Below are 21,116 nucleotides of genomic sequence, written 5' to 3' on the forward strand. Positions count from 1 at the left end.
ACTCTCCTGCTCCCGTGCCCGGGTAGCTCAGGGGTAGAGCAGTGGATTGAAAATCCTCGTGTCGGTGGTTCGATTCCGCCCCCGGGCACCATTTGCACTTCCAGCACTGTTCAGAGACGTCCATCATGGCGGTTAACGTCATGATTTTGCTGCATTTCGAGTCCAGGGTCGTTCAGGCGATTCCGGGGGCAGCCAGAAGATTCCGGGGTATTTATGGGGGTATTTTGAAGACCACATTTCCATCTGTTCCAATGCGATTCCCACCGCCATGCCTTTGACCGACACAGCCCTCCGAAACGCCCGGCCCAGAGACCGTGCCTACAAGCTGTTCGACGGCTCCGGGCTGCATGTCCTCGTCACAGCGTCCGGCTCCCGCCTGTGGCGCATGAAGTACCGCTACAGGGGCAGGGAGAAGCTCCTGTCATTTGGCCCCTATCCCCTGGTCTCTCCCAAGCTGGCCAGAGAGAAGCGGGATGAAGCGCGACTGATGCTGCTCGAGGATCGGGATCCCTCTGAGGAGAAGCAGCTTGCCCGTCTGGAAAAGGACCGCGAGCGCGCCGTTACCTTCGCCTCGGTCGCGGAGGAGTATCTGGACAAGCTTGAACGCGAAGACCGCGCTCCGGCAACGATGAAGAAGTTGAGATGGCTGATTGGCCAGACCGAACCTGATCTCTCCAGGCGCCCGATCCGGCAGATCGAGGCGCCGGATGTCCTTCGTGTCCTGAAGAGGGTCGAAGCCGCCGGAACATTTGAAACCACCAGAAGACTGCGCAGCACCATCGGCTCGGTATTTCGCTATGCGATTGCATCGGGCCGGGCGAGCCATGATCCCACGGAGGCTCTGAAGGGCGCACTCGTTCGCCCGAAGGTACAGTCACGATCCGCACTTCTGGATCGTCGGACAATCGGGGAGTTTCTCTGCCGGCTGGACGGGTTCACCGGCCAGCCAACAACCAGATTCGGCCTCGAGCTTCTCGCAATTCTGGCGCCCCGGCCCGGCGAGCTGCGCCAGGCGCTCTGGTCTGAGTTTGACCTCGATGAGGCTGTCTGGCGCGTCCCGGCTGAACGCATGAAGATGCGCAGACCGCATCGAGTACCTTTGCCGCGGCAGGCCGTGAGCCTGCTCTCCAGCCTTCGCGACCTCACCGGCACCAGTGAATATCTGCTGCCATCCTCCCGCTCCTGGCACAAGCCCATCTCAGAGAACACGTTCAATGCCGCTCTCCGGCGCCTTGGATACACATCCGGAGAACTGTCCGCTCACGGGTTTCGAGCGACATTCAGTACCTTTGCCAACGAAAGCGGGCTCTGGAACTCGGACGCAGTCGAGAGGGCGCTGGCCCATGTCGAGGGTAACGATGTGCGGCGGGCTTATCTGCGAGGTGAACACTGGGACGAGCGGGTACGGATGGCAGCCTGGTGGGCCGACCAGCTTGACGGGATGAAATCAGTTGTATCGAAGGGAGAGTGAAAGTTTTGCGATTGGCAGACCAGTTCCAGCAGGTTCTCTGGCTTCAGGGTCAGGACACCTACGAAGCCATACAGCTCGTTAAGGGTAAAGAAGACCTCGAGGGTGTTCCGATTGGCGAAGTCCAGAAAATTCTCAGTGAAATAATAAATCAAAGTGTCGAAGAGCAACTCAACAACATCCTCTCAAGAGAAACACAGAAGAAGGTTCTGAGAACTATTCGGAATGCAATTGAGTACTCTGAGGTCGCAGAAACAGCGTCTGGCATCGGGATTTTGCTACCGTCTTTTAGTAAAGAGCAGCTTTCCGTCCTCATGGCTCAAGAGGAAGCTTTGTGTCGAGAGTTGAGCGCAAATCGCGCGCGCAAGCGCAGGGTGGGCGCCTGGCGGGATAAATTCTTTCCCAGAATCCTTGGCCTATACAGTGCCCTGAGTGGGGACGAGCCTCGCTACACTTTCGGCGATCATGATCAAAGCGCACAGAAAACGCTGGTTTTCATTGAAAAAGTACTTAGCGCAGTAGTTGAGCAGCAGAAATCATTGCATTTTGAGCGCGTCCTCAGTGGGATTCCTTCTGACATCAAGCTGTCCTGGTCATTGCCAAGCCTCAGGCGCATTTCAGAACTCGTTCAAGAGTACAAGCATGTCGCGTCTCGAGATGCAAAGGATGAGATGATGTGGGAGAAGTTCCAGAAAGAGTATCGGGAAAGGCTTTTAGCCTGCTGATATTAAAAGAAATATTTTTCTGTTAAATTTTCAGATTTTCCGCCCTGCCGGGAGATCGAGTGCAGTGAAATGCTGGGTCCAGTGACGATCAAGGTCACACGGTCAGAGCCGAAAGGATCCAGAAATGAACAAGATTAACCACTTGCACTCACCCGACTGGCAAAGCATCGAACCAGCCGGACGGATGCTGAGGCCTGCGGAAGTTTTCTCGCGCGTAGGGCTGAGCCGATCTCAGGTCTATGCGATGATTAGCGAAGGGCGTTTCCCTCCTTTCATCAAGCTGAGTGAGCGTGCGTCGGCGATGCCCGAGGCTTGGCTTGATGCTTTTATTGCAAGCTGTACCGCGGCTGTATTCGCCAAGGAGTGTTCTCTGGATGCACTGGAGGCAACCAATGCCTGAACATGAAGAACTTCACTGGGACCACACGATTGCCGAAGACACCCTCGAGGCGCTCGCTTGTTCGCGAGCGGCGCAGCTCGTGAATCGGGGCATGGACCGTCAGTTGGCGAGGTATTTTGCTCTGCTTGAGCGCAAGGAGCGCGAGATGCTGGCTCGAAGGGTGGGGGCTGATGAGGCACTCATGGCCCGCCTTGAGTGGCTCCCGGATCTGCTTGGGGGATACGCTTGCAGGCTTGTGCTCGATGATATTCCTGAGCACACCAGTACGCGCTTTTTTCACGGTTTTTTCCCCGAGGGTGAGGGACCGTCCAATGATGACTAGTGTCAGCTCAGCGGCTGTGTGCTCCGGCCAGATTCGGGACCCTGACCCACAGAAGTCACTGATCGATAACACCACGCTCAAGATCGCGGTGGGTAAAGGCAAGGGCCTTGGCCGCATCGCGAATGAGCGGTGGTCGGTCAAGAAGCTGATCCGCAAGCTGTCCGAGCCGCTTGAGGACACGTCGATCACCTTCGCGCAGTATCAGGCGTTGAAGATGAAGGCGGCCAAGGGCGACAAGGACGCCAACGACCGGCTCCTGCGTCACAAGCGGATGCCCGGCAACTACACGACCGCCGTCTACTCGGGGAACGCCCGCAAGAAAACCGACCTCCTCGGCAAGTCGGCTGTCGTGCTGGACATCGACCACGCGAACCATGAGCAGATCGCGGCGATCCGGGCCGGGCTGACGCCTGTCAGCAAGTGGGCGTGGTTCATGCACACCAGCCGGTCGCACTACCCGGAAAAACCGAAGGTTCGCCTGATCGTCTGGGTCAACCGACTCATGACGCTGGACGAGAGCCATGCGATCCACCGGCTTGTGGCGACCTTCCTGTTGGACGAGCCGGGCGAGAGCATCGAGATCGTTGACCTGGTGTCCTTCCGGGCGAACCAGACGATGTTCTGGCCGTCGATCTCGAAAGGTCAGGAGTTCTTCACCGAGGAGAACGTCGCGCCGGTCCTCGACGTGGACGAGTTCCTTGCCGGGCACCCGGAATGGTCCAATGTCCTCGCGCTCCCGCACCAAGAGGATGAGAAGGTCCGCAACGGCGATCCGAACGCCACTATGGCGGACCCGCGCGAGAAGCCGAACCCCATCGGCGCGTTCTGCCGGGCCTATACGGTCGAGGACGTGATCGAGAAGTGGCTGTCTGAAACCTACATCCCGGGCGATAGCGAGACCGAAATTCGCTATACCTACGCCCCGGGCACGGCCTCGAACGGGGCGGTGGTCTACGAGGACGGCCTGTTCTTGCACTCCAACCACGGCTCGGACCCGCTGGATGGCAGCGCGAACGCTTGGGACCTGCTCCGCGTCCACAAGTTCGGGCATCTGGACGACGACACCAAAGAGGACATGTCGCCCTCGCAGTTTCCGTCGTACAAGGCGATGGTGAAGCTGGCGCAGGCCGACCCGGATGTCGCCTCCGCGCAGTTCGCCGGGCTGGACGACGTGCTGGACGAACTCGATGACGAGGACGAGGACGACGCCGAGGGGCAGGGGGGCGACGATCTCGCCGATCTGATCGGCGAGGTCCCGGACGATCTGGACGACCTGATCGGGGAGCCCAGCGCCAAGAAGAAAGACAAGCCCGAGAAGAAGAAGGACAAGGCTGAAAAGTCCAACGAGGGCTGGCAGGCGAACTTCCTCCGCAAGGCGAATGGCGACCTCACCCCGGCGCTGAACAACATCACCTTGATCTGCCAGAACGACCGGCGGATCGCGCCGAGCGTCCGGTTCAACGACTTCACCAAGGACCCGGTGTGCATGAAGCCGATCCGGGCCCCGAAGATGCAGCTACCGTCGCCGACGGTCTCTCCGAAGGACCGCAAACACGGTCGCAAGTGGGACGAGAATGACGACATCGCGATCACCCTGATCGCGTCGGGCAACGCGGCGCGCGGGGGGTACGAGACCGAGTTCTCCAAGCAGAACGTCCAGGCCGCCGTCATGGCCGCTGCCGTCCTGAACCCGATCCACCCGGTCAAGGATTTCCTCGAAGAACATCACGCCGAATGGAAGCGCCGGGGCAGCCCACGCGGGATCGCCGAGCGCGTCAGCGTCGATTACCTCAAGACGCCCGACACCCCGTTCCACCGGCAGTCCATGCTCCTCTACCTCGTCGCCGCCGTGGCGCGCATCTACGAGCCGGGCTGCAAGTTCGACCAGATTTTCATCATCGAGGGCCCCGAGGGCTCGCGGAAATCGTCGTTCTTCAAGGTCCTGCACGGGGGCTTCGCGGCGGAACTGGATTGCGACCTGGAGGATACCGGGCGCTTCGTGGAAGCCACGCGGGGCCGCTGGTGCCTTGAGATGGCCGAAATGCGGGCCGCCAAGGCCGCAGACTCGGAGACTCTGAAACGGATGCTCTCCACGGCTTCTGACACGCACCGGCTGGCCTACGCCGCGCGGGAGATGACCTTCGACCGGCAGTTCGTCGTCGGGGGCACCTCGAACCTGGACAACTATCTCAGCGACCCCACGTCGAACCGGCGCTACTGGATTCACCGGACGCCTCTCACCCGCTTCAATCCCATCGACACCGACCTCCTGCACGAGAACCTGTGGGCGATCTGGGGAGAGGCGATGCAGGTCTACCTCGACATGCGGGCCGAGCAGCCCACCGGGGAACTGCGCCTCGATCTGACCGACCGGGAGGTCATCCTTGAGCAGGCGGCAATCGCCGAGGGCAGCCGCAAGCTGACCAACACCGAGGAACTGGCTTTCGTCATCCAGGACTGGCTGGAGAAGCCCTTCCCGGCGAACGAGGTCATGGTGGACGAGGACGGGCTGGTGTTGGACGAGTATGCCGACGACACGACCCCCATGCTCCGCAACATGTTCACAGCGGCTATGGCTTGGGAGGCCGTGAGCCACAACCCCGCAGCGTCCCACATACGGGAGGGCGCGAAACTGACGGGGCGGGCGATCAAGCTGATCCCCGGCGTCACCGTACTGCCCCGGGGCCGCCACCACGGCTCCAACCTCGTTTGGGCCTTCCGGTTCGAGGAGGGGCCGCTGTGGGTGCCCGCCGAGGGGCGGGCCGGGGCACCGGACGACGATCTGGACGATCTGATTTAAAAACTAGACTGAGGAGAAACCTGTGACACCGACCGACTGGAACTCTGAGCCTGAAAACTACGACTACGTTAATCCGGCGTGCCTCCCGGCGCGCTACTGGTTCGACGAACGCAACGGGGTGGAATACCTGTTGAACGCGGGAGGAGACGTGATCCTGGCGCGCGGTATTGCGGCCCCGAAAACCATGCTGCCTTGTGCAGAGCTGCGCGCAGAAACCCTCGCGCCGACCTACACCCACCGGCTGATCGACACGGATAGCCCGGCCCGGCCCACGCCCCCCGAGGAGTATATGCGGCTTTACGAGGTCGTGGCTTGCTTCGCTCTGGGATACGAAGTGACCGAACTGCTCCCGGCGTTCGGCTATGAACTCGAAGCGCCGATACCCTACATCGACGCGCCGTTCGAGGAGTCGACTTACTTAGAGGGCTGAATCCGAGTCTGGCGAAATCAACCAAACGTGGAGAACCCGGGTTTTGCCCGGGTTTTTCTTTGCCCGGTGGACAACGAAAACGAGAAAGGTCAGGCGTTGATGGCTGACGCGCGTTCCACGGTCGGTGGAAATTCCGGTGTCGACGATTGGTGGATACACGTTAAATGTGTCCACGGGTGGTGGAGGCGGTGCGTTTTCCCGCCGCGCTTACCGGGGCGGCTCAAAATCGCCCGGGTGTTCCATCGTGGCGGATTTGATGGAAAGGGGTTTAAGTCACTGATTATAAAAAAGTATCTCGGGAGGTGTTCCATTGTTCCATCAGGTTTCCCCTATGTGCCGGAGTCGCGCCTCCGAAAATGGCGTTTTGTGCATCCTAGGGCTGTAGGGCACCCCGGCCCGCTTACCGGGGCATCACCCCCTATTTCCCTTTCCCCTCTCTCTCATCCTATAGGGATATTTGATGGAACAATGGAACAGTAAGAAGGAATCCCCTTAAAAATAAGGCCGAAACTGCTGTTCCATCAAAAATCGGCTTGATGGAACGTGATGGAACAATGGAACAGCAACGGATCGTGGAATGAAAACGGCTGTCCAGCCAACGGTTCGTGGAAAAATTGGGAGCCCACCTCCCGGATCGCCCGACTGCCCGGCAAACCGACCGCCGCGTCGAGCGCGCCCGCCCCGGCCAGCGATCAAGCCTCCTGACCTGGAACCGGACAAATCAAGCCTCCGGGCTTGCCGTCTGTGCGTTCATGCGGAGGTCGCTTTGGGGGTGAGCCCGGATACCCTGAATCCCCGCACAGAAAATAGGGCATACGCCCCAAGATTATGAGCAATATCGAACACATGGCCGAACATTATGAGTCAAGGCGCAGGTAATATAGGAGTGTCCCCTAGTTAGTGTACCGAATCGTCTAATATCGCGCTCCGCGCCCCCCGCGTCAGCCCCGAATCCCGAGTAAGGACCCGGAGCGAAATCCGTGCAATCGGGCCAATCGGTACTCCTCTCTCTTTGACCCGACGTCCGAGCCTTCGAAATGCTGGCAATGGTACCCGACGCTGGGCTGGCCGGATCCCAGCGACCAAGCCTGCGGGCGCTGCGCGTTGCATGCATGGCTACGAAACGAGCGATTGCTGCCCTTGGCTGTTGCGTGAAGGATCGAAGATAGACCCGCGTCGAGGAGCTTCTATTGGTATGCTGCAGTCTCTTACTCGGCGGAGCTTCAGGCCGGCGAAGAGGTTGGTTCGAGGAGTTGCTCGATTTTTTCACCTCATCTATGGCCCGTATTGTGTGCGGCCCGCGCCCCAAAATTTTTTTTGGCATTATTTTGAGGCGAATGACCATGAGCGAACCGGTCGATCATCACTATTTGACAATCTTTTAACTCAATCGCTGGGCCGGCGAGGATGGGAAAGTGCTACGGTTTAGCCGCCCCCATGGTGACAAGGTAGTGTCGAACGTAGCCCTGAACGAAGGGCGGGAAGTGGCCATTGGCTGCATATACGTGGGCGGTCTTGGTCTCCCGTAGAAGCTGACCTACATTAGCGGGGTTCTTGGTAGGGAGGAAGTTGGAGCGTATTTCCGATTGCACATGGTCGCAAAAATAGGTTTCAAAAAAATATATCGATGCGCATCTTACTTTCTAGAAATATCCAAAACGAAAACATCAAATAAGCCTCGAAGCTCTAGCGGGATTTCGGCTACTAGGTTACGTTTTAGATCGATCGGGTTTTTGATGCCGTGTCTCTTCTTTCCTGCAACTTTTTCGTTCTCGCCAAACCAAAGGACAAGATAGATTCCTTGTTTTTCTGCATCTGGGTGGATCGCATACAAGTTATTCAATTGTTCAGAAGCAGCCTCGTACAGCTTTGAATGCCATTGCCCTTTGACCTCGGTGACAAGCAGACGTCTTTCGCTGCCTATGAGCTTTCCAGCCGTAAAGTCGCAGCGCTTATCATGCTTTAGATGGTGTTCTGGAGTTATTGTAATGCTTTGAGGCCTCAGTATCAGGTCTAGCCGTTCAGCAATGATCTTGGTGCACGGTTCTTCATCTAGCCTCTTATCTCCAGCGTAGAAAAGCTTTGCCGTATCGAACTCTCCACCGTTTATTGCAGCTTGGTGTTGCGATAATTCGTGCAGCACGAGCTTTCTCAACCCATCGACCGTTACAACCGCGCCGTGGTCTAGCATTTCCACAATTTGCCGTGGCGTCGGTGGGGTGAAATCTGCAAGAGCTTTCTTTCTCGTCTGTGCGGTGCGTATGCTCTTGAGGTCTTTGACCATATCAGCGTAACGGCTATCAGCGATCAGGCGTTTTAACACGGGTATTGCTGCGTCAGGATGGTCGCTGGAAATTGACCAAACCAGTTCAGTAAGGCAACGATAAGCCTTCTCACCTTTTGGACTCTCCGAGCCATGGCTGCTGGGTAAAGGGACTTTTGGCCAAACCCCTATGAACGCATCAAGGATGGCCTCTACTTTGCAAGAGGTCAGGCTTGGCCACGCTTCATAGTCGATGCGATTGCCTCGTCCGCTCCGCTCATAGATGGCGAGGACCGCATCTTTGTCTGCTACAAGCCATTCAAAGTAGACGTCTGGTAGCGAAGGAATGAAATATAGTGCGCGCAAGAACCAGAACTTTCGCCTTTGCTCAAGTTCTTCGTCTTCGGTCCGATTTGGCCAGAAAAACATAAACTCGGCACAGCGTTCGAGAATGAGTTCCTTAAGCCGCTCACGATCCGCAAACCCTGCCGCGATGTTGAATAGCGTATCCAAAGTGTGGAAGGGAAGTGCTCGATAGCGAGCCAACCAGTCAATGGACAGTTTTGCTCGGAGTGGGTGGAACTCCTCTTTGTATCCAAGCCAGCTTGAGTTGGTGTGGCCTTTGGTTCCTTGCGCTAACTGAGGTTCGACATATCTGCGGACAAACGTCTCACGATCTTGTATCGTCAGAAAAATTCTTCGATCTATCTCACCTTCAAATTCCTCTGCCTCTTCCTGTTCAATACCATTGTATCCGCCGCAATCTGGCTTGACGACTTCGAGAATGGCGACGTCCACATTGTTCAAATTACCTTCTGTCCGGTACTCTGCCAAACAGGCCGCATGAAGAGTGCGTATAATGGCCAAGTTACCGCCACTAGTCGCTACCTGTTCGAGTGTTGGTATGTGGGGAGCAAGAAACGCGAAACTGTTTCTCAGCACTAACTCGGGGTCAATGTCCGGTCCAATTTCCTTTGTTAGTTCATCCGGAGATAGGAGGTAGTAGTTCGCAATGCATCGTAGCCAGCCCCAATGCTGGCCGCTCTCGATTAGCGCTTTGTTCTCTTGAAGGGATTTCGCGTTCGCGTCCTTGATTGCAGCGTCTCGCCGTTTCCGCCTCCTCTCAAACCAGTATTTTTTGTCCCGATGCTCGCGCATCATGACTTCGAATTGGCGATTTTTTTGTGTCCACACCTTCAAAAAATCGATATGCTGGAGTGCCTGTTCGCGCATGAGCCGACGCAGTTTATCGGGCCCGCGATCTTCCGGCTTTCGATGGTGACTGTGGGTTGCAACAAAGCTACTCCAAAGACCTATGTTTTTTGATTGAAACGCTAGGTTCGCCATGAACTCCCAGTCCTGAGGCTGGAAGTGAAGCCCGGAGTGGGACTCCCATTCGAACTGCTCAAATCGGATTTCTCTTATTCGCTCTTCGTCGGTTTCATGACCTAATGCGATTTGCATGATACCTTGCCGAAGATCGTCGTCATCCCTCAGCAATCGGACAGATGCTGAGCGATCTGGCGACATAGAGCTATGGAAATTTAGGTTCTTTACCCAACCCCAGAATCGCTTTGGGTCGTGCGGTTTGTCGCTGACATCGCAATAATGATCCAATAATAATCCGATGATCTTGCTGGTTCCATTTCGACAGTGGCAATCATGGGCTTTCTGGCCACATTTACACGTCAAATCCACCGACAGAGAGTCAAGCACGTCTGTAGTCTGCTTGTAGTCCAGTGTTTTGATAAGGTTACGTAAAAAGTACCTAGCGCCAATGACACGTTCACTGGACCGTCTCGCTCGTGGATACAGGTTTGCAAAGACTCGTAGATAGCCCGTCAGATAGCTGATTGAGAATTGAGAAACCCCCGACTGTTGGATGAGCTTTGCAGCTACCTTCATAGACACGGGATCGGCTTGGAAGATCAACTGAGCCAAGTTGGCATCATGGCTGTATCCCGGAGTTGCCAGCAACAGCATAGCCGCCATGACACGCGTATGTTCATTTGCTTCGTTCGAAAGACAAAGTGCACTCAACTCAACAGACATTTGCGCCGTCGCTGGCGAGCCTTCCAGCAGTTCAAGAATTAGGTCGCGAAATTGTCCTTCTGATTGTGGGGAAAGGTGAGGTCTGACCTCCTCAATGACTTCCGCACTGAATAGGCCTGCAACACTAAATCGCCTCCAGAAGTCACCTCTACGAAAATACGGGTCTTGGTCTTCAACGTCCTTCAGGCACCGAATAAGGCGGCGCTTTGATGTTGAGGCCAGTTGGGATGGATCGCCGTTCGCAAGAACAGCGTAAGCGTCGAGGTCAATGGCAGCTTCTTGTATGGGCTTGTTTCCAAGCGAAGCCATCCAGCCAACAAGTCCTCGTAGTTCATCACGTACAGTTGAGTTTGGCGCGATGATTGGCAAGCATCGCTCAAGTGTAAGCACGTCACTTGGGTCGGCTATTCGTTTTGTGAGGTAGTCCGCTGCCGAGTATTCTGCGATGATCTTGTGGACCGGCCGATGACTGTCAACAGTCTCACCCGGTTTGAACATCCGGGTTGCTAGGATTGTTTGCTTGCTGCTAGCGTCCGCAACCAGAGTTTCCATAAGCGGATAAAGAGCGTCTTCGCTTGCTTCACTGGTTGTTACGCCTTCTGCACCTGACATTAACAATTTTGCAAATACCTCCGATGCGGCTTGCACCTTCTGGATTGCAGACAAAGAACCGGAAGCCTTCCTCACACTAGGATTGACTTCTTTTGCTAATCTCTCCAACGCTTGTTGAAAAATTGATCGTTTGTCGGAAAATCTACGACCGCTCTCAATGAAGGCGTCTGCAAAGAGCTTAAGAAATTGAGGATTGGGTAGAAGTGCCTCTAAGTCAAACCTCGCAACCTCGGATTGGAAAACATCGTAGTCTTCGCTTGGGACATAGTTTTCGAAAATTCTCTTTTGCTCATCCGTGGTGAACTCGGTCAGCCGCGCGACAAGTGGCTTCTCGCCAAAATAGTCTTGAAAGACGCTATTTGCTGAGTTGTCCCATTCGCTTGATCTACTTGAGATTAGTAACCTTGACGGGCCTACGGAAAGCGCGGCTGCGAGCAGTTTGTCAATGCCGCTTGCGTCTACTTTTGCCAATTCATCGTAAGCATCAATGACAAGTGGCTGGCCGGTAGCAAATGCGCCAGTATGGATGAACCGGTTAGCTGTAACGACTGTGGTCTTAAGTTGCCTTGCCAAGCTCTCCATAAGGCTGGTTTTGCCGCCGCCCGGCTCCGCCAAGACAACAACAAAACGCGGACCTGCAAGAAGCTGAGCTTCACTGTAGGTTTGGTTGTCGTCTAATAGTGTGCGTGGCAGGTAGAAACTTGCGCTCATGGATGCAAGATATGGTGTTGGGCTGCATCCTTCCAGCTAAATTAGGTACTGAAGTCACGCCGGCGACCTTCCTTCCAAGTGCCTGCATCATGAGCTCGCGACACAAACAAACTAAACTCGTGGCGAATGTCCGGTCTGACGGGCCGCGCCGCAGCATGCCGATCATCGAGTGAATGGCAGCAAAGGGCCGAGAGCGGTGGGGGCACCGGGCTTCGGGCCGAGAGCGGTGGGGGCACCGGGTCGAACACCCCGACTGTACCGCACCGTCGCAAGTCGGCTCGAGCCCATATCACCGGATGATGCACGGCCCATGACTGTCGGAAAGGGTGTTTGCTCCGACTTCATGTCATGGGCCCCGCAGCATTTACCATTTCAATTTCTGAAGGTCAGCCAGTGTAATGTGGCGCTTCGACATCAAGGCGGCGGCGGATGGCGAGCCATTCCAATTCGCCTTCGTACCCGTACCAATCACTAGTGCTCATATCGGCGAGATGGCGTTTGATTTCCTGCTCGGGGATTTCACGAATGGTCGCGCCGCCCGCTGCTGATTGCTGCACCTCGAGTTGAACTGCACAAGCCTGATCGAGATAGAAGGACCGGAAGAAGGCTTCCCCCGCAGTGGCACCGAAGACAAACGCGCCATGCCAGGCCTCGACGATTGCCTTTTTTCCGATCCCTGCTTTCAAAAGACCCGCCAGAAAATCGTCCGTACATTCGAATTCATAATCGGTGTACCCAAGAACATCGCCGCCACCGATCATCAGGTAGGCCTGACTGAGTGGTTGAAGCCCTTCTTTCTGTGCCGACACGCCCATGATCGCCTTGGTGTGAATGTGCATGATGCAGTTCATGTTCGGGTGCGCTTCAAAGAACAGCTTCCCGATTTCGGTGGCAGATGGGTTCGGCGCGCCGTTTTCGGGATTGTGGTTCGTCCGATCAAAGCCAACCTTGATCAGGTTGGATGCGGTGACTTCCTCATGCATCCAACCATAGTGATGTGTCAGCAGAGCGTCTTCTCCGGGCACGCGGATCGCGTGCCATTGGTTGGTCACGTCTGTCAGACGGTACTTGACCAGCGCATTGTAGATGGCCGCTAGTTCGCAACGGGCTTCCCATTCTGCATCACCGCAATTGGCAGGTCTCTGGCCGGTCGGGGTTGGGGTCATGATGTTCATAAGGTCTCTCCTCAATTTTCGCAGGAGGATAGACCTTCTTCGACAAGAAACTTGACTTGAAGTGTCGAATTTTGCGCCAAATACTCCCAGTATGGCAAATGTCACGTTCATTCTGTTCCCGGAATTCCAGATGCTGGCCTATGTTCTGGCAACCGAAACACTGCGCGTGGCCAACAAATGCGCAGGTAAGGAGGTGTTTTGCTGGCAAACACGGTCCGCTACAAATCTCCCGGTTCAAGCGTCAAACGGCGCGCTAATCGCCCCGGACACGGTCGATTGGCAAGACGGCCCAGATGCGGATCTCATACTCCTTTGCGCCGGATGCAATCCCTTAGATCATCTCACGGCGCGGGTGCGTGCTTTCACATCGCGCGCCACAACACGCCCCTGTGTGATCGGAGGTGTTGATACAGGGACGGTCATACTTGCAGAACTGGGTTTGCTGGATGGCGTAAAGGCCGTGCTGCACTATGAAGCGGAAGCCGCATTTCGCGAACGCTGGCCCGATATCCACATCACCGATCAGATATACTGTCTGGACGGGCGACGGCTCACAGCGGCTGGCGGCACAGCAACAGGCGATGCAGTTCTGGCCTGGATTGCCCGCGACGTTGACGAGGACCTCGCATCGGTCACTGCGTACGGTATGGTGCACGGCGAGGTCAGGCGCAGCGAGACCCCACAACGTAGCCCGAATACAGCTGATCCCGTGCTACTACAGATGCACCAGCTCATGGCTGAAAACGTGTCAGAGCCAATCTCGATCAAAGAGATATGCAAGCGCTTGGGCGTGTCGGAAAAGCAGCTGCGCAGACGCTGTCAGGCGACTTACAATCAGACCCCTTCCGCCTATTACCAAGCACGAAGGCTGGAGGTCGGACACCATTTCATCATCAATTCCCAGCTAAGCACCACCGAGATCGCGCGGGCCAGCGGTTTCGAATCCCTATCGAGTTTCACTCGGGCAATACGTGTCCACTACGGTTATTCGCCAAGACAGATACGAAATCGGGCCACAAAGCCAAAAAGCAATACGGCAGCTTAGTCCGCAGTATGTGAGTTCGAGCACGAGCGGATATTGCGCTCGCAGCGATAGTCCGGTTCGGTGAAGTGTATTGCGGCGTGGCCAGTCTCGATGAACGGCAGGAATGGGCCGAGAGCATCAACTCCGTAAAGCCAATCGTGGCAGGGCTCGGAAGAGGTTTCGGCCTACTGTCTGGCTTCGAAGATGACGGCCACCCGGCTCAGAACATCGATCGGTTGCCCCTCTGACAATGCCGTGCACCGAGCAAAGAGTTCCTGCATCCTTTCACTTACAGCTGAGCGGACATCGTCTGGTTGCTCTTGGAACGCCTGGTAGATCGCGTCGATCCCCAGATAGTCAGGGATTTCGGTGCCAGACGCACTCCTTTGGCTAACCGTCTCTTTAGCCTCGATCCAGAATACATCGAGTTCGTGTGCCCAGGCTTCTGCGAGCTTTTCCAGCGTCGGCAGCGTTAAGGAACCGAAGAGCGCTTGACCTGCATCACCTTTTTCGTTGCCTGACAGAAAACTAGCAAGAGAGGAAAGAAGTGAAACCGTTCGAGCTGGCCGAACATCCCAGTGGGTCAGATGCGCAAGGGTGCTGCCAAGCCGGCTAAAAGTGCCGGATATCGCATTCAGTTCTAGGCGGTGGCTTTGCATGCCTCGGCGGCGCGTTTCGGCATAGGCGGCGGATAGGAGTCTAGCTGCTTCGACCTGGTCGCCAATGATCTCTGCGCGCCCATCGGCATCTCGAACGGCAATCAGGCGAGGCGGTAGGACCGCAGGGTCTTGGGGGTTGCCTGTGCGACTGCCCAAGAGAAGAATTGTGAGTGGCTCAACTGAGGACAGGAGGCAAAGTTCGGCGCCCCAAAGGCCACGAGGGTTTGCGTTCGAGACCCGTTCCAGAACGTCAGCCGGCAACACACGCCGCAGAGTTTCAAGCTGATCGAAGTAGTTGTTGGGACGGAGGATGCGAGGTTTCTTGACCTGTTCGAGAACAAGATCGGTCAGATCACCTGCAGAAAACTCAACCAGTTCCGATGGTAGGTCTTCCGCGCCAACACCCGACAGTAGCGCGATGCTAGCTACACGAGCGCGCGCCTTGTGATCTGACGACAGAACCAGCCCGGGAAGGTCGAAGGTGTAGTAGTGGATGCGGGAATTGGGACTGTCGATCCGGTCGATCCGGCCCAAACCCTGAATAAGGCTCTTGACGTCCGACGTGACGCCAATGATCCCAAGCGCAGAAGCGATTTGGAGGTTGATCCCTTCTGCCATCTGGAATGTGAGGAACATGGCCCGTTGCTTTAGCGGGTCGACATGCTTCCCGTCGATGCCAAAGTACTCCTGCGCATCTGCTCCGGATCGGATGTGATGCAGCTTCTTGCCGGTCTTGATCCGTGCACCAGGTGCGACCACGAAGACTTCGGGTCCTCTTCCGCGATGCCCAGCAAGAAGCCTGGCATAGACCTCGAGCACGCCGACCCGTTCTGCAAGGAAGATGGCATGGCCATGCTTTCGAAGGATGTCTCGCATGACGCCGGCCCTGGCTTCATCAATGCTGTCGAGGCTAGGGTGATTCAGAAGTCTGCTGATCCGGTCACAAATCGGCGTTTCGCTGCCCTCAGTTTCGGCATCGACTTCTTCGGTTAACGCGCCATCCGGAATGGCAATACCGCGGGCGTTCTGTTTCTCGGCGCGTCTTAGGTTTTCTCCGATTGATGCCCGCCCTCGCTGATCGGCTTCGCTGTCACGCTCGCGGGCCCATTCTTCGCGTGCAAAGGTTATCGACGCGCGCAGCAAAGCGAGGAAGTTCCGGATGTGAATGCGCGATTTGTCGTGGAATTTGATTTCTGTGTGGGCGGCGCGTTGGGGATCAGCAGACACAAGGGTCACCCCAGTCGTAATGCATTCCGCCAATGCCTTGATCCGCTCAATAATTTGGCGCTGCTGATCACTCAGCGCCGTATCCTCTCGGTGGCTTCGGATAGTTGGGTAAACGAAAGCGCCGGACTTTCGATCCGCACTCTCCCCAATGCAATCCCGTTGGCGCCGCACGACGTATGGCGCCAGGGCGTCGGCCAATCCTTCCTGAAGCGCACTGATTTGCAGCCCGCCGGTCTCTAGCTGGCGTTCGACTTTGTTGACTTCGACCTGTAGTGCTTCCGCGCTGTCGAACAGGTCGTCCTGCACGCTTTGATCTTCGATCCGGCGGTTCATCTGGTCGAGGTGGCGCACGAGCTCTCCCCGCTTTCGAACCTTGGCCATGTGTTGGTTGATCTGCTCCGTGATGGGCGGAGGCACATAGATCGAGGCGCGCTTCTCATGGAATGCAAGTAAGCCGTCCAGGCCCTGGTTTCCCATTAGCGTGGCCGACAAACAGGCAGTCCAGATCGCCGGACTGCGTTCGAAGACAAGCGAACGTGCAGAAGGTGAAAGGTATCGCGAACTCAGTCGGTGGCTTTCATCGACGATCATTGATGCAGACGAACGGACCGCCCGGTTGATCTCGTCCAATTCCGCAGTCTCCTCCTTACCTCGCCGCGACAGGTGACTGTGCTTGATCGGTTTGAAGTTCGTAGGCGCGTTTGTTGTCCAGTTCTTCAGAACGCTGGCCGGAATCAATGCAAGTGACCCAAGCCGTTGTTGGTCGGCGCGCTCGCCCCAAGAAAAGACCGTCTGCCCATGGCTGACTGGCAGAACCGTTGCCAAGTGTTTTCCGATGTCGGTCTTCCCGGCACCAGTTGGCGCTTCGACAAAGGCAAAGCCATGCTCATAGACCGTGCACGCGGCCTCATAGACAAGTTCGGCCTGGAAGGGCTGTGGCAGACGTCCGGCGCTGGTTTCGCCCGCGACACGCCAGGGGGTGAAGGTTGTGGCTTCGTCAACCGTTCTAGCCATTGCTTCTTCGGGGGAGACGAGGCGGATGAGCGCTCGCAGGATTTCCAGCGCTGGTTCAGTCCAATCGCGCCCCATGTCCCAATATTGCTCAGCGGCCGCGCAACGCGCAGTCGCAAGTTCGGGCCAGGCATCGGCGTCGTCCATGAATTCCAGATTGCGGCGCAAACCGTTGATCGAGAAATTGGCACTTCCCGAAAGCGCCTTGTGGCTACCAACAATAAGCTTCGCGTGAAGCATTGGTGGACGGCGCCCTAGTTTCTCTTCTGCCAGATCAGGATCGAAAATACGAAATTTGATTATCCCGCGCTCGATTGCGTCCATTGCAAGAACTGCCCGCAGATCGGCGAGATCAACAACCGAAAAGCCCCTAGCGCCAAGAAAATGCTGGCGCGCTTCCTCTGCTACTGATCGGCTGCTGCCACCTAAAGCCTGTCGTGTTTCGGAGTTGGAGCCAAAGACAATGCGAATGCTGCCCTCAGGGCGTTCGCTAAGGTCATCGACTGTTTCAAGCAAGATGGTCAGAGAAGACAGGAAGTCCTGATAACCTGTGACAATCAAACAACTCGGTTGCCTTAGAACAGTTTTGACTAGGTCACTCACTGGGCGCGTTGCATTGTCTCCCCAGGCCCTGTGACTAGACGCAGGAGGCATTTCGGTCGTGCGCTCATCTGGATCAGAGTCGCTTCCGCGCGAGAAAAACCGTGAGATCAGTCCCTGCCGCTCCCTAGTTCCCATACGTCGTTGTCTTCCTCCGCCACCAGGGACAGTGTTAAATTGATTTTGTCTAAGCTATCAGTCTTGATTTGGAATTCCGAGCTCCGCCCAAAGCTCGCGCGGTGCTGGCGTAGCTAATTCCCACTGTACCTCAATTGGCTTCTCTCCTTCCCATCCGGCGAACCTGGGCTTCCCACAATAGATGAACGGATTGACCTTGCCGTTCACCTTGTTCCCTCGGCGGATGAAGAGGTGTACCTCATGACCTTCTTCACCGCTGATGATCCGGCCATGCTTGCTATCCTGTCGCGTCTGGTTCTGGCTGAACCATTTCAGTCGTGACGGGCAGAGAAACGCGTTCTCGTAAGTCAGGTCCTGGGTTGAGACATTGGCGAGAAGGATCATGATCTTCTTTTCGGGCAGCGCCTTCATCCCGGTGCGCCAGAGGTTTTGCTTGTACTCCTCGCCAAAGAACTCGGCGATGTCAGGCACGAAATAGCGCTGCCAAAGCTCCAGAGCTTGTGGCTTGCCGACAAAGGTCGGGGATGCTTCGGCGGCCTCGCGCACGATGGGCGTTTCCGCCAGACGCCATTCGACCAACTCGCGCACAAGCGGCTCCAACTCGCCGGAAGCGTCAGGTCTCGCCAGCCGAAAGCCGTCGCTGCCTTGGGCCAGGAGCGGGTTGAAGGCCAGCTCTGACGCGCCATCGCTTGGTTGTCGCCCGGCTACTACGTCGCGCAACCCGGTCAAGGCGGATCGGGACAAACCCCTGGGCCGTTCCAATTCACGCAAGAGACGACCGTGAGTGGCGAAAGGACGTTCGGGCAATGGATCGCCCATGTCCCGCACGAAATCGAACCAGCCGCCATGGCCGGAGGCGCGGGGGTCGAATCCGTTGCGGAAGACTTCGACGGCCGTCGGGCGGATGCCGTTCCGATCCCGGAAGTCAATATAGAAGGCTTCGAGCTCCGCAGCGCCTTCCTTCGGGCGAAGGAGATTGCGCAGGATGTCGATGACCTCGAGCTCATAGGTGATCTCGCAGCCCTTGGGCATCAGGAATTCCCCGGCCTGAAGCGCGTCCAGCTTGGTCGAGATCGAGCGATCGCCTGCGCTGGCCTGCAATAGTGTCGTGACCTTGGTCAGGAAGCTGCGGTGGTTGCCGATATAGTCGATCACCTGAAGCACCTTGCCTTCGACGCGGCGCAGGCCGCGGCCGAGTTGCTGCAGCCAGATAATCGCGCTTTCGGTGGGGCGCAGCATCAGGACGGTTCCAATCTCGGGCACGTCCACGCCTTCGTTGAACATGTCGACCGCGAAGAGGACGTCGATCTCGCCGCGACCAAGCGCTGCCAAGGAACTTGCTCGAGGCGCGGAGCTCTGGCCCGAATGGACGGCAACAGCGTTCAGGCCGGCGGTGCGGAAGTAGTCCGCCATGTAGTCGGCGTGACGCATGGAACAGCAAAAGCCGATCGCGGGGCCGCTTGCACGTTTACGGTATTGCTCGAACGCGTTTTGGGCTCGCGCCTCGGTGGCAAGTGCTGCGTCCAGCGCGGTGGGGTCGAACTGGCCGGAGCGCCAGGGGATCTGTGCGTAATCCACGTCATCCGGCACGCCGAAATAGTGGAAGGGCGACAGATGACCCGCGTCGATCCCGCGAAACAGGTCGCATTCGTAGACGAGGTTTTCGCCGCAAAGGCCAAGCAAGTCGGCGCCGTCCGTCCGGTCTGGCGTCGCGGTCAGACCCAGCAGGAAGCCGGGCGTGAAATGCTCGATCAGCTTCTGATAGGTGCGGGCGGCGGCGTGGTGGAACTCGTCAACCACGATGTAGTCGAAATGGTCCCGGTCGAACTGGCGCAAGTGTCCGACGCGGCCGAGCGTTTGGACCGAGGCGAAAAGGATTTCTGAATCTGCCTCCTTTTCGGTGCCCGTGTAGCGGCCCAACTTAGCTTCGGGGCGGACCTTGCGAAAGGCTGCCATCGCTTGGGTCAGGATTTCGTCGCGATGGGCAACGAAGAGGATGCGGCCCGCCCTTGCGCGGATCGTGTCGAAGGCGGCCAGCCAAGTCTTGCCGAGACCGGTGGCCAACACGACAAGCCCGGCTCGGTGGCCGTTCGATTGGCTCTGCTCGAGCGCTTCCAATGCCTCCTGCTGGATCGTGTGCGGCTCTGGCGGCGGGCCTTCTTCGGCGACGACGCGGGCAGTGAACTCGGGCATCGGCCGCGCCCTGCGACGTTTTGCATAGGCATCGATCCACGCTGCCGTTAACGGCTTGACTTCTGGCCGTGCTAGGAGGTCCTCGAAAGCCGCTCCGACGCTGTCTGCTGCGTCTTCGGAATGCAGGTTCCATTCCACGCCATCGGTCAGCGCCGATTGGGACAGGTTGGAGCTTCCGACAATTGCCGCCCCGCGCGTATCGGCGGCTCGGAACAGCCAAGCCTTCGGATGAAAGCCGAGGCCGCCGGTTTCGAATACGAAGAGCTCCGCGCCCCCGAGGTCCAGCAGTCGTGCCAAAGCGGTCGGATCGGTCGTGTCGAGATAATTGCCCACCACGATCCTGAGCCGTCCGCCGCGTGCCAGCAGTTCACGGAACCACGGCTCGAGCAGGGCCACGCCGCTGTCCATGGCAAAGGCAATGGCAAGGTCGACCGATTGCGCGGTGTCCAACCGTTCGGCGAGCAACGGCAGGAGCGGATCGTGGCCGCCGGTCGTTAGACGCGCGCCACTAACTTCCCGCAGGTGAAAATGGCCGTGATCGGATGAGGCAACGAAACTAGCCGTGCCGCGACTAAGTGCAGTGCCCACTTCAGCCAGCATGGTCATCTGTTCCGGGCCGGTCAGGTCATCCCACGCGGGCACATGCCGAGGGGCGGGGATTAATCCGGCCTCACGGTGCATGCAGATCGGGCAGGTGAAGCGCGGGTCAGTCACACTCGTCCAGATTGATCGTTTCTACTGAGACCATTGGTAAGGATCGCCGATGGGATGTCCAGGCGCTGGAGTGATGCGGTGCCGGCTAGAGCGATTATTTTCGGCCCTCAACTCCATCGGAAAGGAGGGACACACATCCGAAAAAATCCAAAAAAAAATTTGAAAGAAAAAGCCCCGCCAACCTCTAACATATTGCAATAAAAACAATAGCTTATGATGTTCTCGGGCAGCGCCTAAATCAACAAATTCGGCCGGAAACGGATTTTCAGGATAACGGCCAAAACGGCCCTATGCATTCTGAAAACTACCTGCCCAGCATTGTAAGCACCGCATCAGGGTACCCATGCGCGCGTGCGGACAAGGTCAGGTGAGGGCCCGGAACAGTTTATCTGGTCAATTTGCCAAGGTTCGGCTTGGTCCTGCATGTCAGGCATTCGATCGAATAGAGCGATGGGCCGTTTCCACATGCTAGTATTTTTCTCGGGCGCCTACGTTGGTGGACGATGGGCGTTTCTTAGATTACCCTGCGTTCTGCTGGACTATGCTGTGCGTAGAGTGCATCTGTGTGATTCCGAAATCCGGAATCACATAA

General features: G+C 56.9%; 11 protein-coding genes and 1 tRNA gene. 8 read left to right on the forward strand and 4 right to left on the reverse strand.

Going from position 1 to position 21,116, the window contains the following annotated elements; translation table 11 throughout:
- Positions 1-16 precede the first annotated feature (16 nt).
- The 7 genes from EP237_RS18920 (at position 17) to EP237_RS18950 (ending at position 6,145) form a co-directional block, all read left to right on the forward strand.
- Positions 17-91: transfer RNA gene (locus EP237_RS18920), tRNA-Phe, on the forward strand.
- Positions 92-268: 177 nt separating this feature from the next.
- Complete coding sequence (locus tag EP237_RS18925; RefSeq protein ID WP_127562454.1) at positions 269-1,471, forward strand: tyrosine-type recombinase/integrase; 1,203 nt, start codon at positions 269-271, stop codon at positions 1,469-1,471.
- Between the two features lie 11 nt (positions 1,472-1,482).
- The gene (locus EP237_RS18930; protein WP_164744769.1) at positions 1,483-2,193 is read left to right on the forward strand and encodes a hypothetical protein; all 711 of its coding nucleotides are present in this window, start codon (positions 1,483-1,485) and stop codon (positions 2,191-2,193) included.
- Between the two features lie 124 nt (positions 2,194-2,317).
- The gene (locus EP237_RS18935; RefSeq protein WP_240661693.1) at positions 2,318-2,593 is read left to right on the forward strand and encodes a helix-turn-helix transcriptional regulator; all 276 of its coding nucleotides are present in this window, start codon (positions 2,318-2,320) and stop codon (positions 2,591-2,593) included.
- Positions 2,586-2,915 (forward strand): hypothetical protein, encoded by a 330-nt coding sequence (locus EP237_RS18940; RefSeq protein ID WP_127562456.1) that lies wholly within the window; start codon positions 2,586-2,588, stop codon positions 2,913-2,915. The genes EP237_RS18935 and EP237_RS18940 overlap by 8 nt, the downstream gene beginning before the upstream one ends.
- The gene (locus EP237_RS18945) at positions 2,905-5,715 is read left to right on the forward strand and encodes a VapE domain-containing protein (protein WP_127562457.1); all 2,811 of its coding nucleotides are present in this window, start codon (positions 2,905-2,907) and stop codon (positions 5,713-5,715) included. The genes EP237_RS18940 and EP237_RS18945 overlap by 11 nt, the downstream gene beginning before the upstream one ends.
- Before the next feature lie 22 nt (positions 5,716-5,737).
- The gene (locus EP237_RS18950; protein WP_127562458.1) at positions 5,738-6,145 is read left to right on the forward strand and encodes a hypothetical protein; all 408 of its coding nucleotides are present in this window, start codon (positions 5,738-5,740) and stop codon (positions 6,143-6,145) included.
- A gap of 1,636 nt (positions 6,146-7,781) precedes the next feature.
- Here the strand turns inward: EP237_RS18950 and EP237_RS18955 are convergent.
- Positions 7,782-11,783, reverse strand: a complete 4,002-nt coding sequence (locus tag EP237_RS18955) for an NACHT domain-containing protein (protein WP_127562459.1) — start codon at positions 11,781-11,783, stop codon at positions 7,782-7,784.
- A gap of 386 nt (positions 11,784-12,169) precedes the next feature.
- Positions 12,170-12,958, reverse strand: coding sequence for a class II aldolase/adducin family protein (locus EP237_RS18960; RefSeq protein ID WP_127562460.1), 789 nt, complete (start codon positions 12,956-12,958; stop codon positions 12,170-12,172).
- Positions 12,959-13,049: 91 nt separating this feature from the next.
- Between EP237_RS18960 and EP237_RS18965 the strand changes: the two genes are divergently transcribed.
- The gene (locus EP237_RS18965; protein ID WP_127562461.1) at positions 13,050-14,003 is read left to right on the forward strand and encodes a GlxA family transcriptional regulator; all 954 of its coding nucleotides are present in this window, start codon (positions 13,050-13,052) and stop codon (positions 14,001-14,003) included.
- A 164-nt stretch (positions 14,004-14,167) separates the two neighbouring features.
- Here EP237_RS18965 and EP237_RS18970 read toward each other — a convergent pair whose 3' ends face one another.
- Positions 14,168-17,482 carry a phospholipase D-like domain-containing protein gene (locus EP237_RS18970; RefSeq protein WP_240661694.1) on the reverse strand — a complete coding sequence of 1,105 codons (3,315 nt, stop codon included), beginning with the start codon at positions 17,480-17,482 and terminating at the stop codon, positions 14,168-14,170.
- A gap of 192 nt (positions 17,483-17,674) precedes the next feature.
- Positions 17,675-20,524, reverse strand: coding sequence for a DUF3427 domain-containing protein (locus tag EP237_RS18975; protein WP_240661695.1), 2,850 nt, complete (start codon positions 20,522-20,524; stop codon positions 17,675-17,677).
- Between the last annotated feature and the right edge of the window lie 592 nt (positions 20,525-21,116).

The organism is Nioella ostreopsis (genome assembly GCF_004000255.1).
Lineage (GTDB): Bacteria > Pseudomonadota > Alphaproteobacteria > Rhodobacterales > Rhodobacteraceae > Nioella > Nioella ostreopsis.